Raw genomic sequence first — 12,770 nt, forward strand, 5'->3', positions numbered from 1 at the left:
ACCCATGCACACCGAGCACGACTGGATCACCACGCCCGTCACGGCGGACCTGCTGCGCGGCGCCCTCGACGTGGAGCGCACCGAGCACGGCCTGCTCCCCCACCGCCTGCCCGCCCGGGCCCGCGCGCAGAACACCAACGCGCAGCTGGCGATGGCCGAGGCCCAGCCCTCCGGCGTACGGCTGGTGTTCCGTACCGCCGCGACCGCCGTCGAGCTGGACACGCTGCGCACCAAGCGCGACTACACCGGCTTCCCGTCGCGCCCGGACGGGCTGTACGACCTGCTCGTCGACGGCCGCCCGGCCGGCCAGGCCGCCGGGAGGGACGGCAACGTCCTGACCGTCGACCTGGCCACCTGGGAGGGCGAGCTCGCGTCCGGCCCGGTCGGCACGGTCCGCTTCACGGGTCTGCCCGCGCGGGACAAGGACGTCGAGATCTGGCTGCCGCACAACGAGACCACCGAGTTGGTCGCCCTGCGCACGGACGCCCCCGTCGCGCCCGCCCCGGACCGGGGCCGCCGGGTGTGGCTGCACCACGGCAGCTCGATCAGCCACGGCTCCGACGCCGCGAGCCCCACCGCCATCTGGCCCGCGATCGCCGCGCTGCGCGGCGGTGTGGAGCTGGTCAACCTCGGCTTCGGCGGCAGCGCGATGCTCGACCCCTTCACCGCGCGCGCCATGCGGGACACCCCGGCCGACCTGATCAGCGTCAAGATGGGCATCAACATCGTCAACGCGGACGCGATGCGGCTGCGCGCGTTCGGTCCCGCGGTGCACGGCTTCCTCGACACGATCCGCGAGGGGCACCCGGACACCCCGCTGCTGCTCGTCTCCCCCATCCACTGCGCCATCCACGAGGACACGCCCGGCCCCACCGCCCCGGACCGCGAGGAGATCGGCAAGGGCCGCCTGGTCTTCTCCGCCATGGGCGACCCGGCGGAGACGCCCCTGGGCAAACTCACCCTCACCGTCATCCGCGAGGAACTGTCCCGCGTCGTCGAACAGCGCGCCACCGACGACCCGAACCTCCACTACCTGGACGGCCTCGACCTCTACGGCGCGAAGGACGCCGCCGCCCACCCCCTGCCCGACCACGTCCACCCCGACGCGGCAACCCACCGCCACCTCGGCGACCGCTTCCACGAACTGGCCTTCACCAACGGAGGGCCTTTCACCGCGGCATAGCGACCTGCCGGGGGCGGCCGGTCAGCCCTCGAAGCCCTGGTCCGCCAGGATCGCGTCGATGCGCCTGCGGTGGGCCGACTCCCAGGCGTCCAGGGTCTCGTCGGCCTCCTTGGCCAGCTTGGCCCGGGCCGCGGCCAGGACCTCCTCGCGACGGGTCCCGGGGACGACCACGACGCCCTCCTCGTCGGCGACGACCGTGTCGCCCGCCTCCACCACGACCCCGCCGCAGCGCACCCGCTCGTTCAGCGGCCGGGCGGCCGACTTGGTACCGGGGATGGGGATGACGCCGCGTGCGAACACCGGGAAACGCAGGTCCCGGACCTCGGCGAGGTCGCGGATCAGCCCATCGGCGACGAACGCGGTGATGCCCCGGCGCTGGGCGACGGCGCACACGTTGCCGCCCGCCAGGGCGTAGTCCAGGTCGCCCGACTCCACGACGACGACGCAACCGGGCCCGGCCCGGTGGATCGCGGCGTGCAGCATCAGGTTGTCGCCGGGAGGGCACCGTACGGTGAAGGCCGGTCCGGCCACCCGCGGCACCGGCCCCCACAGCGGCCGGATCCCGATGTCCATGACCTGCCCGCGGCCGAGCAGATCGGCCAGTGCGGTCGTGGGTATGTCCGTGAACGCGTCGACGTCGGTCATGGCATCGGACCCTAGCCGTCGGAGAAGTCCCCTAGAACGGCAGTGGCCTCCCCCGCACCACCTCCAGCCGGGAGACCGCCCGGGTCAGCACGACGTACAGCCGGTGCAGCCCCCGTTCCTCCGCCTCGGCGATCGCCGCCGGCTCGACGGCCACCACCTGGTCGTACTCCAGGCCCTTGACCACGCTCGCCGGCACCAGCGCGACCCGCGCGCCGAGGTCGTCCGGGCCCGCCGCCTCGATGCCGGCCGCGTCCAGCGCCTCCCGCACCCGGGTGACGTCCGCGTCCGCCGCGACGACCCCGACCGAGCCCTCCCGCCCGAGTGCGTCCCGTACGGCCGCCACGACCGCCCCGGGCACACCGTCGACGGTCGTCTCCCGCATCCGCAACTCCCCGTCCCCGCGCAGCGAACGGGCGGCCGGCACGTCGACCTCCAGTCGCTCCAGCAGCCGGTTGGCCAGCCCGACGACCGCCCGCGGCACCCGGAACCCGGTGGTCAGGGCGACCACGGCCGCGTCCGGTTTCCCCAGGTGCGTGAGGACCGTACGCCACGACCGCGCCGCCCACGGCGTCGTTCCCTGCGCCAGATCGCCCAGCACCGTCAGCGAACCGAAGCGGGCCCGGCGTGCGATGGCCCGGCACTCCATCGGGGACAGGTCCTGCGCCTCGTCGACGACGACGTGCCCGTACCCCTCGGGATGCCCGATCAGCCCGGCCACCTCGTCGAGCAGCACCAGATCGGCGGCCGACCAGCGCGCCGACTTCCAGGACCTGGGCGGCCGCTGCCACAGCAGCGCCCGCTGCTCACCGGCGTCGAGGAGCCCCTCGGCGGCCGCCGCCAACGCCTTCTCGTCGCCGAGCAGTCCGGCCACGACCTCCTCGGGCCGCACCCGCGGCCACACGGCGTCGACGTACTCCGACACCGGCCGCGCCCGCTCGATCCGCCGCACCCAGGCGTTCGGGGGCGGACCGGACCGCCGCTCGGCCTGCTCGCGCAGACACCGCACGATCCGCGCCCGCACCCGCTCCCGCCCCACCCCGTACGGCGGTTCCTCCTGCCGCACCCGGTCCACGATCTCCGCCGACACCCCCGCCGGGACCCGCCACCGGTACGACCCGTCCGGCACCGCGAGCGACGCCCCGCCGCCGTCGGCGCGCACCCGCGCGTACAGCGCCCGCCGCAACACCTCGGCCATCCGGGCGTCGTGCTTGACGACCGCGGCCGGCTTGTCGTCCACGCCCCGGACCGGGCACCGGGCGATCTCCTCCCCCAGGGTCGACTGGCGCACACCGGTCTCCCCGAGGGCCGGCAGCACCTCGGCGATGTACGACAGGAAGGTGCGGTTGGGTCCGAGGATCAGCAGGCCGCCGCGCCGGATGCGCTGCGGGTGCGTGTAGAGCAGATACGCGGCCCGGTGCAGCCCGACGGCGGTCTTGCCGGTGCCCGGCGCGCCCTGCACACACACCGACACCGCCAGGTCGGCCCGTACGAGGTCGTCCTGCTCGGGCTGGATCGTCGCGGCGATGTCCCGCATGGGCCCGACCCGGGGCCGTTCGATCTCCCGGGTGACGATCTCGCTGTCGCGTGCCTCCCCCCGCTCCAGGTGTTCGTCCTCCAGGCCGGTGAGGTCCGCGGAGTCGCCCCGGCTGCCGGGCGCCCAGCCGAACCGCCGCCGCACGGCGACGCCCTGCGGGTCGTGCGCAGAGGCCTGGTAGAAGGCGCGTGAGACGGGCGCACGCCAGTCGACGACGAGGGGCGGTTCGGCCGGGTGCTCGGAGATCCGCAGCCGCCCGATGTGCAACGGCCCGTCCCCGCTCTCCAGGGCCCCGAAGAACAACGGCCCCTCGGGCAGTTCCCGCAGCGCCTTCGCCCGGCTGCGCAGCCGGTACCCGAGGACCTCGGCATCGGCCCCGGACGCGGAGACGTCCTCGCCGATGACGACCTGTTCACCGGCGCCCTCGACCATCGCGGCGAGGGCGGTCCGGCAGCGCTCGTGATGGGCGCGTTCCGTGTCGAGGGCGTGCTGAAGTGCGGGCTCGGTCGAGGTCATTCCACCGAGCGTACGCGAAAATCTAACCGAGTTAAATAATTTACCGAGTCTCGCCAAGGGGGCCGGGGGACAGCCCGGCCGCGAGCCGCCCGAACGCCCGCTCCGCGGCCGCCACCGCGTCCGGCCGTACGTCCGCCACCCGCTCCCCCGCCGCGATCCGCCGCCAGTTCTCCAGGGCGAGCACCCGCAGCACCGCCATGATCTGCCCGGCCGCCAGCCGCGCGTCCAGATCACCCCCGAGCACGTCGGCGAGCGCGGCCTCCGACCGCTCCTGGTGCGCGTGCGCCCGGGCGACCAGGGACGGCGTCCCGTAGAGCAGGGCATGGAAGGCGAGCACGTCGGGATGGTCGTTGAGCCCGGTCACCGGATCCCCCCGCTCCAGCCCGTCCACGAAGTGCCGCCGCAGCGCCTCCACGGGCGCGGTCCCGGCCTCCGCCACCACCCGGGCGGCCTCCCCCTCGTGGTCGGCGATCCGGTACAGCACCAGATCCTCCTTGGCCGGGAAGTACCGGAACAGCGTCGGCTTGGAGATGTCGGCCGCCGCCGCCACCTCCGCGACGGACACCGCGTCGAACCCCTTCTCCAGGAAGAGCCGCACGGCGATGTCCGACACGGTCTCGTACATCCGCTGCTTCTTGCGCTCGCGCAGGCCCTGGTTGGTCATACCGGGGAGCCTACGCAGCGGTGGGGTCAGGACAGGGCGCGGGCGAGATACGGGTTCGCCGTGGAGCGCACCGGGAGGCCGAGCGAGCCCGTGGCGACGGCCAGCGTCACCGCGTAGGAGTCCACCGCCCGCCGGACGTTGGGGGCGTCCAGGCTCGCGCCCGTCACGATGCGGTCCAGGTCGACGTAGGCGGAGCGCACGATCTCCAGCCGGCGGTACACCCGCCAGTCCTTGCGCCAGTCGCGGGTGTACTCGGCGGGCAGCCGGCGTTCCCAGCGGCGGAACATGCGCTCCCTGATCTCCGGCCGGGTCGGCGTGAGGTGCATGTGCCGGACGAGGTCGTACAGAGGGTCGCCGACGACGGCCATCTCCCAGTCGATGATGGTCAGCGCCAGCCGGTCGTCGCGGCGTACGAGGTTCCAGGGGTTCAGGTCGCCGTGCAGGAGCGCGGGCTCCCGGTCGCTCACCTCGTGCCGGGAGAGGATCAGCTGCAACCGGTCGGGGTCGGGCAGCCCGAGGTGCCGCGCCAGCTGCTGCGACGCCTTCGGCAGGTCCCGCACCAGGGAGATCAGCTGCTCCCGCAGCCAGTCGTGGAACGCGCCCTGGCCGGCGATCGGGTCGACCTGCTCGTACCTGACCTGCGTCAGTTCGCACAGCTGGTCCACCAGGCCGTCCGCCTCGTGCGGCAGCAGACCGTGGACGGGGTGGTTGGGGGGCCGGTCGACGTCCCGCGACCCGACGTAGGTGTGCAGGGCGATCGTGTCGCGCTGGTAGGTCTCGCCCAGGGCGAGCACCCGCGGCGCCGCCACCCGGGCGGACGACTCCTCGATCGCGCGCAGCACGGCGTGCTCGCTGAGGAAGCCACGCTCCCTGCGGCACACGTAGGGCAGCTTCCGCCGCACGACCACGGGGGAATCGAAGCCCGGGACCGCCACCACGGTGTTCAGGTGCGCGGTGCCCTTGAACACCCGGCCCGCGGGCGCGGCCCCCTCCGCCAGCAGGGCCTCCCGGACCGCCGTGGACGGGAAGTCGGGGCGCTCGGGCACCCGCCGGTCGGGCCGCCACTCGAACGCCTCCGCGATCCACGCCCGCCCGCTGATGTCCCCGTTCATCCGCGACACCAGCCACCGGAACAGGGCCCGCCGGATCTCGCCCTCCCTCGGCACAGCGACGAGCCGCAGCGGTTCCGCCGCCGCCTCCAGGGCCCGGCGCACCTCGGCCGTCGCCTCGTCCAGGCTCGTCTGCGTGAACGATTCCTCCAGCGACCGGGCGGCCCTCATCACGTCCGGGAAGACGGACTGCGCCCGCTCGAACGCCAGATAGTGCCGCAGATCCCTCGCCAGGCCGCTGACCGCGGCCGGACGGACCTGCTGCATGGCCTCGCCCCAGGCGTCGACCACTTCGGCCCACTGGTGCGCCGGGTACCGCATCCGGACGAGGTGCGTCGCCAGGTCGTGCAGCGGGTCGCCGTAGGTGGCGAGCTCCCAGTCGACGCAGATGAGGGGCGGGTCGCTCGCGTACGACACGATCACGTTGTCGCGGTGCAGATCGGCGTGGAGCAGGCTGTACGGCCGCCGGGCCATCGCAGGCACCCGGTCGGCCAGCCCGGCGAGGGCGTCCTCCGGGATGCCGAGCGCCGCGAAGAGCCCCCCGAAGGCGGCCCGGTTGGGCCGCCTGATCTGCAGGTCGGCCAGGTGGACCAGCGTCTGGAGGAAGCCCTGGCTGTCCGTGTCGTTGCGGGGCCAGACGGGCGGGAGAGCGGGCAGCGCGCCACGCCGTACGTGTGCCATCTGCGCGAGCAGACCCGCCAGGGCCCGGATGAGGAGGGTGTCGACGGGCTTGCCGTCGGTGCAGACGCTGGAGAGCGGAACGCCTTCCACAAAGCTGTGGACGGCGAACCCTTCGTCCTTGACCAGGCATTCCGGCGCGTGCGGCAGGACCCCCCGGACGGCGCCGAGGATCTCCGCCTCGTCCTGCCAGGTCCGGATGACGACGGGCAGCGCGTCCGGACGCCGGATCCGGACGGTCACCGACGTCCCCGCCTCACGCCCGACCAGGCGGGCCATGCCCTCCGTGAGCGGCAGGACGTAGTTCCGGTTGTGGTGGCCGCTGGTCGCCACTCCCAGCTCGGCGGCCCGTTTCACGAAGGCCCGGCAGGTGGCGTCGTGCGAGGCGCGCTCCCCGAGAAGAGGACGGGAAGGAGAGGGTGCGCCCACGGGCCGCTCCGGGAGTACGAGAAGGGGGGACGGTCAGGCAAACGGTAGGTTCACGGCCGGTGCCGCGCATGGCGGAGTGCGCCATCACGGGTGGTTTGCCACTCATCTGCATGAGCGTGCGCGAGCTTGTTCGACGGCGGCCGGTCGGCCCTTTCCCATACGAACGAGGACGAGCGTTTGACTCAATCGCTGCACGGTGCGGGAATGCTACACCCGTCCGCCCCCTCGGCCCCTTCAGTCTCTCCGGCGCCTTTTCGCTACTCGGGCCCCTCGGACAACAGGTCCCAGACGGAGCCGTACCACTTGCGCATGGTGTCCACGAAGACGGTACCGGCCGAGTCCGGATCATCGTCCTGCACATGGTGTGTCAGCGTGGCGCCGAGGCCCAGGACGTCGAGTGCCCGCAACTGCTCCCCGCTGTCCAGGACCAGCTCCCGCTCGACGATCTGGTACAGGCCGTGCAGCACCTCGACCCCGTTGATCACGTACAGCTTGAAGGTCGGCGTCAGGGGCGCGTGCCGGATCTGGAGCTCCACGGACGGAACCAGTTCCGCCGCCTTCAGATCCCTCAGCACATGGATCAGGGACTCGGTGCTCCGTCTGGTGATGGTGCGGAAGCGGTCCCTCAGGCGGGGAGCGTCCGCGGCGTCGAGAGCCCGCGGGTAGGGCAGCTCCAGCGACTCCGACGGCAGGAGCATGCGCAGGGCGATGCGCTCGGGCGCGATCTCGCCGGAACGGATCCGCTCGGCCTGCAGCCGGATGTGGACGTCCAGCGACTCGGACGTCAACGTGTAGACGTCGAGCGTGACTTGAGGTTGTTCGAACGCCGCGCTGATGAGCGGTCCGAGCGTGATCACGCGGTCGGGCCGCTGGTTGCTCATCGGCGAATGGATCCGCTGGGACTTGATCACCCGGGAGCCGCTGCCCTGACGGGACTCGATCCAGCCCTCGCTCTTCAGCTCTTTGAGGACCCGCTGAACGGTGTCCCGGGAGACGCCGAACTCGTCGGCGAGCTCGCGCTGTGGCGGCAGGAGCGAGTGCAGCGGATAGCGGCCGCTGGCCATACGCGCCCGCAGCTCACCCGCGACGCGCTCGAATGATCTGCCGCCGCCCTCGCCGGTGTGCCCCTCACTCACACCGCGACCGTACCTCTTTCCCCAGGTGGGCAAACCGCCTTCAGTCAACTCGGGCAGTCAACTCGGCCGCTGGTTAAGGGATCAACAGCCCAGGGCAGAACCACTGTGCGACAACCAGTCCAATTGGACTGCAAGTTGATCGCTTTTCGGGAAGTGGTTCTGGGGGCGCCATGAAACTCGCACAACTGCTGTCCGCACTCTTCGGCTTGACCATCGAGCGCGTGATCGAGATTCGCTACGGCACGTCCGGCATGCTCTGCCTGTTCCTCCTCGGAGCCGGCCTGCGAGCCCGGAACCCGACCTGCCTGATCATCGCCGCCGTCCTCATGGGCCTGTTACTCGCCCAGTACTAGGGTCGGCGCGGGCTCAGCAGCCGCAACAGCGGCTCCAGGGATTCCAGGACCACCTCGGCCCCGGCCGCCTTCAGGAGCTTGGCCTTCCTGTCGTTGCGCGCGTACCCCAGGAAGGGCACCCCGGCCCCCTCGGCCGCCTCGTGGTCGGATGGCGTGTCGCCGATCATCAGAGCATCACCCGGCGCCACCCCCATCGCGTTCAGCGCCCGGTTCAGACAGTGCGGATGCGGCTTCAGGTGGTGGAGTTCCTGGGTCCGGCCGTAGATGTGCGGGGCGAAGCAGTCGGCGAGACCGCGCCCCGCGAGGTACTTGCGGACCACCCGTGGCGAGTTGTTCGTGGTGATGGCCAGGCGCGAGCCCACGGCGGTCCAGGTGCGGATCAGCGGGTCGGCGTACGCGGTCGGCCACGCCGAGGAGGCGGCCCGCAGCTCCTCCTGGGTGAGACGTTCCTCCAGCTCGGCGACGAGGTCGCTGCCGGGGTGCCGGCGGTCCACGGCGCGCAGCACCACATGCGGGTCGAGGGACTCCCGCTCGGTCTCGGTGAGCAGGCCGTGCAGGCCCCGGCTCTCCAGCCAGGAGACCAGGTCGCTCGCCACCTGCTCCGCCGAGTGCCCGGCGAACAGGCGGCATATGGGCCCGTCGAAGTCCCAGAGCACGACGCGCGCACGTCTGGTCAGATCGCGGAGTTCGTACGGATCGTTCTCGGTCTCGATTGTCACCGCACCAGTCTGCGCCGTATCAGGAGTCACTAGGAGAGTGTCAGGTCCGTCGTGATGGTTTCCCAGAGGGCGTTGAACCACTTCTGGGATTCCTTCACGAACGCCGCGTCCCGCCGGCCCGTGCGCTGCACGAAGGAGAAGAGCAGGGACTGGGAGCCGAGGACGTCGTACATGTCCAGGGTCTGGCTGCCCCACTCCTCCTCGCGCCTGGTCAGCATGTAGTAGCCGATCAGGGCCTCCTCCTCGTTGAGGAGGTACAGCTTCACCGGCGGGGTGAAGGGCAGCGCGCGGAAGCGGACCCGTACGTCGATGCCGTGCGTGGAGCGCAGCGCCCGCAGGTTGTGCTGGAGGACCTGCCCCTGGGCGTTGCGCATGGCCAGCCAGCGCTGGTGGACCGGGTTGTCGTCGCCGTGGGCCTCGACCGGGACCGGGAAGGCCAGTTCGATGTCGCGGGAGGGGACGAGGATGCGGACGTCGATCGACTCGGGGCGGATGCGGCCCTCGTGGATCATGCGGAGCGGCTCGCCGATGGCGACCATCAGCGTCTCGGCGGTGTGGCAGACGACATCGGCGCGTACATGCCGGGCCGAGAACGCCTCCGCCAGACGGGGGGCCAGGCCCACCATGGTCGGCTGGGGTTCGCCCCGGGCCGGGGCCGGGGCCGCGATCCGCGGTGGGCTGCCCTTGCTGACGTTGGTGAGGAAACCGTCTTCCTGGAGGGACCGCAGGGCCTGGCGGACCGCGCCGCGCTCCACACCGAACTCCTCCGCGAGTTCGGCCTGGGTGGGCAGGCGGTCCCCCGGCTTGAGCTCACCGGCTCGGATGCGTTCCCGCAGGCTGTCGGCGATCTCCTGGGGCGATGACCTTCTGCTGCCGTTCACTGCCACGTTCTCCGCCACACTCTCCTGGACCACGGCCAAACGCTACAACTCTGATCCATCTGACGGGAGTTGCTTGGAAGTTGTTTATAAGTAGGGGCCAAGTGGGGACAACTTAATCAGAGTTGGTTGCCAACTTCTCGGAGTTGGCGGAAGTTTTGCTTCCGGACTTCCGAAGGGGGAACACCGATGCCCGCCCTCGCTCTCCTCTCCGCCGCCTTCGTCGTCGCCTTCGAACAGCTCGTCCAGTGGAAGTACGGTCCGGCCGGCATCGTCGGCCTGATCCTTCTCACCGTCGGCGTCAAGGCCAAGAGCCCGGCCGTCAGCTCCGCGGGTGCCGTCGTGCTCGCGCTGCTGATGACGGGGCCCGCCCGATGAGTCACCGCACCACCCCGGAACGACCCGTGGGAGACGTCAGCTCGTGAGCACCAGCTCCGAACTGATCGTCTCCCACAGTGCGTTGAACCACAGGTGCGACTGCTCCACGAACGTCGTGTCGCGCAGCCCTGCGCCCTGCCGGAAGGCGAACAGCATGGACTGGGTGCCCTGGGCGTCGTACAGCGCCGGCTGCTCGCGATCGGTCTCGGCCTCCCGGCGCGTCAGCGTGTAGTACGCGAACAGCGCCTCCGTGCCGTTCAGCAGGTACAGCTTCACCGGCGGAGTGAAGGGCAGCGCCCGGAACGTGACGTGCACGTCGATGCCGTGGGTGGCGCGCAGGGCCAGCAGGTTGTGCTGGAGGACCTGCCCCTGGGCGTTGCGCATCGTCAGCCACCGCTCGTGCACCCCGCCGTCGCCGCGCCCCTCGACCGGCACCGGGAAGGCCAGGTCGATGTCCCGGCTCGGCAGCAGCACCCGGACGTCGACCTTGGCCGGTTTCCGCCGTCCGGCGTGGATCTGCCGCAGCGGTTCACCGATGGCCAGCGTGAGGGAGATGGACGTCAGGCACACGGCGTCGATCTCGACGTGCTCCGCCGCGAACGCCTCCGCTATCCGGGGAGCGAGGGCCACCGTCGTGGGCCGCGGCGGCGCTTGCGGGCCGGTCAGCGCACCGACGGGGTCGGGCGCGACGGTCGCCGGACTGCCCTTGGACACGTTGGTGAGCAACCGCTCGGACTGCAGGATCCGCAGGGCCTGCCGCACGGCACCGCGCTCGACACCGAACTCGTGAGCCAGCTGAGCCTGGGTGGGCATGCGCTCACCGGGGCGCAGCGCCCCTGACCTGATCCGGGCGCGCAGCTCGTCGGCCACCTGGTGATGTGTTCTCCGTGGCCGCCCTGACCTCTTCCGTCCGTTGACGGAGTCGTGTTCCGGGTCCACAACCGAACAGTACAACTTCCCGCCATCTTTAGGCAGTTCAGGGAAAGGTGGTTATGAGCCGCTTCCAGACGGAGATAAGTACAGAGAAGTTGGTAGCCAACTTGGGGAACATGGTCAGACCTTCAAAGGGTTGGCCACCCGCTCAGGGACTTCCTTCCGGAGGGGAGCCGGGAGTCCCGCCCGGCCGGCACGGCCGCACGACAACCACAACTGAACAGCTCGCTACGGATGCGGGTCCCCAGCACACCACCGGCACACCGCCGGCCCTCCTGCAGAAGGGAGCGGCTCAGAACATGTCCGGGCACCAAGGCCGCCTGGACGTACGCAGCAGGGCGTCGGCCTTCCGGGCGGCGCCCACTCGTCCTTCGTGCACCCGCCCCAGCGCCGCCAGCCGTACCGCCGACTCGTCCCCGAGCCACAGCGCCGCCAACTCGCCCGGCCCCAGCTCCAGTTCCGCACTCTCGGTGGTCGGCGTGCAGGACGCCCCCGCGGGCGAGGCCTCCAGCCGATAACGCCCGCCGGTCAGCCCGTCCACGCCGGTGACCTCCAGCACCAGCGCCCCCTGGCCCTCGTACGTCCGCGCCTCGAGCGCCCGCTCGACGTCCAGGATCCGCACCCACAGCCAGTCCGCGAGCGAGGTGATCCGGGCCGCCCTCGGGTCGGGCAGGAGGTGCGGAAGCAGATCGTCGGGAGCCCGCCAGCCGCTCTTCACCTTCGCGACCCAGTCGACGGAGCAGACGTACTCCCACAGCGCGCGTTCCGCGGCCGGTGTCGTGCCGAGCAGCCACCGCACGGTCGCCGTGTTCAACGGCTGCTTGCCGTCGCCCCAGTTGTCGTCCACCTCGTAGGCGGCCATGCCCTCGACCTCGCCGGACGCCGAGCGGTACACGGCGTAGAAGGGCTGCTTCCACGACGGGTCCCAGCGCAGGACGCCGGTGTTCGTCTTCCACCACGTCTCGTCGCGGTCGACGGCGCCGGGCAGGCCGCGACGCAGCCGCTCGTGCAGTTCGGGGCCGAGCTTGCGGACGTCCTCGCCCTCCACCAGGTCGACCCGCCCGCCGTCCGCCGGGCCCGCCCAACGGGCGTCGAGACCCGCGCGCGGCACGTCGACCGTCCACTCCGCCATCCAGGTCGCCGGCCCGAAGCCGTAGCGGCCGTAGATCGGGTACTCGGCGGCGATCAGCGTCGCGACGACGTCCCCGCGGTCCTTCGCGGCCGCCAGGTCCTTCGCCATCATCCGGCTGAGCAGTCCACGCCGCCGGTGGGTGGCGGTGACGGTGACGCCCGAGATCGCGTCGGCCTGGACGGCGGCCCCGCCGACGGCCGTGAGCTCCTGGTCGAAGGAGCGGAAGGTCGCCACGCACCTGCCGTGGTCGAAGGCACCGAGGTAACGACCCTCGACGAACCGCCCGCGCCGGCCCTCGATCTCCTCCTCGGTGAGAGCGGACGCCCGCAGGAAGCCGGTGTTCACGGCACGCAGCCAGTCGGCGAACTCGCCGTCGGTGATCGGGCGTATGTCGATGTCGTCGGCACGGGGCATGGGGGTCATGACCTCACGCTAGGCACCGGACCGGTCGGTGTCGCGTGAATATCCGACCGGCCCTCCCCT

The 12,770-nt window shown here is 71.6% G+C and carries 12 protein-coding genes; 3 read left to right on the top strand and 9 right to left on the bottom strand.

All coding sequences use genetic code 11. The features are described from left to right. Positions 1 to 4 precede the first annotated feature (4 nt). Complete coding sequence (locus ACZ7EG_RS17055; RefSeq protein WP_471078560.1) at positions 5 to 1,183, top strand: SGNH/GDSL hydrolase family protein; 1,179 nt, start codon at positions 5 to 7, stop codon at positions 1,181 to 1,183. Between the two features lie 21 nt (positions 1,184 to 1,204). On the opposite strand, the gene ACZ7EG_RS17060 is transcribed toward ACZ7EG_RS17055, so the two are convergent. The 5 genes from ACZ7EG_RS17060 to ACZ7EG_RS17080 form a co-directional block, all read right to left on the bottom strand. After that, positions 1,205 to 1,828, bottom strand: a complete 624-nt coding sequence (locus tag ACZ7EG_RS17060; RefSeq protein ID WP_471078563.1) for an RraA family protein — start codon at positions 1,826 to 1,828, stop codon at positions 1,205 to 1,207. A 31-nt stretch (positions 1,829 to 1,859) separates the two neighbouring features. Beyond that, positions 1,860 to 3,878, bottom strand: coding sequence for a HelD family protein (locus tag ACZ7EG_RS17065; protein WP_471078566.1), 2,019 nt, complete (start codon positions 3,876 to 3,878; stop codon positions 1,860 to 1,862). Between the two features lie 40 nt (positions 3,879 to 3,918). Then, positions 3,919 to 4,542 carry a TetR family transcriptional regulator gene (locus ACZ7EG_RS17070; RefSeq protein WP_471078569.1) on the bottom strand — a complete coding sequence of 208 codons (624 nt, stop codon included), beginning with the start codon at positions 4,540 to 4,542 and terminating at the stop codon, positions 3,919 to 3,921. Positions 4,543 to 4,568: 26 nt separating this feature from the next. Then, complete coding sequence (locus ACZ7EG_RS17075; RefSeq protein ID WP_471078572.1) at positions 4,569 to 6,758, bottom strand: phosphotransferase family protein; 2,190 nt, start codon at positions 6,756 to 6,758, stop codon at positions 4,569 to 4,571. Between the two features lie 257 nt (positions 6,759 to 7,015). Beyond that, a complete protein-coding gene (locus ACZ7EG_RS17080; protein ID WP_471078575.1) occupies positions 7,016 to 7,894 on the bottom strand; it encodes a winged helix-turn-helix domain-containing protein in 879 nt (292 codons plus the stop codon). 170 nt (positions 7,895 to 8,064) lie between these two features. Here ACZ7EG_RS17080 and ACZ7EG_RS17085 point away from each other — a divergent pair, with 170 nt between their 5' ends. After that, on the top strand, positions 8,065 to 8,247 hold the full coding sequence (locus tag ACZ7EG_RS17085; protein WP_471078579.1) for a hypothetical protein: 183 nt from the start codon (positions 8,065 to 8,067) through the stop codon (positions 8,245 to 8,247). Here ACZ7EG_RS17085 and ACZ7EG_RS17090 read toward each other — a convergent pair. After that, positions 8,244 to 8,966, bottom strand: coding sequence for an HAD family hydrolase (locus ACZ7EG_RS17090; protein ID WP_471078582.1), 723 nt, complete (start codon positions 8,964 to 8,966; stop codon positions 8,244 to 8,246). The two genes, ACZ7EG_RS17085 and ACZ7EG_RS17090, sit on opposite strands and share 4 nt — an antisense overlap. A gap of 29 nt (positions 8,967 to 8,995) precedes the next feature. Then, a complete protein-coding gene (locus tag ACZ7EG_RS17095) occupies positions 8,996 to 9,847 on the bottom strand; it encodes a winged helix-turn-helix domain-containing protein (protein ID WP_471078846.1) in 852 nt (283 codons plus the stop codon). A 186-nt stretch (positions 9,848 to 10,033) separates the two neighbouring features. Between ACZ7EG_RS17095 and ACZ7EG_RS17100 the strand changes: the two genes are divergently transcribed. After that, positions 10,034 to 10,222, top strand: a complete 189-nt coding sequence (locus ACZ7EG_RS17100) for a hypothetical protein (protein ID WP_031143363.1) — start codon at positions 10,034 to 10,036, stop codon at positions 10,220 to 10,222. 36 nt (positions 10,223 to 10,258) lie between these two features. Here the strand turns inward: ACZ7EG_RS17100 and ACZ7EG_RS17105 are convergent, their stop codons facing one another. Next, a complete protein-coding gene (locus tag ACZ7EG_RS17105; RefSeq protein ID WP_471078585.1) occupies positions 10,259 to 11,161 on the bottom strand; it encodes a winged helix-turn-helix domain-containing protein in 903 nt (300 codons plus the stop codon). 286 nt (positions 11,162 to 11,447) lie between these two features. Then, positions 11,448 to 12,701 carry a GNAT family N-acetyltransferase gene (locus ACZ7EG_RS17110; protein ID WP_471078849.1) on the bottom strand — a complete coding sequence of 418 codons (1,254 nt, stop codon included), beginning with the start codon at positions 12,699 to 12,701 and terminating at the stop codon, positions 11,448 to 11,450. Positions 12,702 to 12,770 lie beyond the last annotated feature (69 nt).

The sequence above is a fragment of the Streptomyces sp. NPDC037100 genome (assembly GCF_055606225.1).

What these genes read in the sequence shown, in the direction of transcription:
- ACZ7EG_RS17085 (WP_471078579.1), top strand. Translation starts at nt 8,065, where the DNA reads ATGAAACTCGCACAACTGCTGTCCGCACTCTTCGGCTTGACCATCGAG.
- ACZ7EG_RS17065 (WP_471078566.1), bottom strand. Translation starts at nt 3,878, where the DNA reads ATGACCTCGACCGAGCCCGCACTTCAGCACGCCCTCGACACGGAACGC.
- ACZ7EG_RS17060 (WP_471078563.1), bottom strand. Translation starts at nt 1,828, where the DNA reads ATGACCGACGTCGACGCGTTCACGGACATACCCACGACCGCACTGGCC.
- ACZ7EG_RS17055 (WP_471078560.1), top strand. Translation starts at nt 5, where the DNA reads ATGCACACCGAGCACGACTGGATCACCACGCCCGTCACGGCGGACCTG.
- ACZ7EG_RS17110 (WP_471078849.1), bottom strand. Translation starts at nt 12,701, where the DNA reads ATGCCCCGTGCCGACGACATCGACATACGCCCGATCACCGACGGCGAG.
- ACZ7EG_RS17100 (WP_031143363.1), top strand. Translation starts at nt 10,034, where the DNA reads ATGCCCGCCCTCGCTCTCCTCTCCGCCGCCTTCGTCGTCGCCTTCGAA.
- ACZ7EG_RS17070 (WP_471078569.1), bottom strand. Translation starts at nt 4,542, where the DNA reads ATGACCAACCAGGGCCTGCGCGAGCGCAAGAAGCAGCGGATGTACGAG.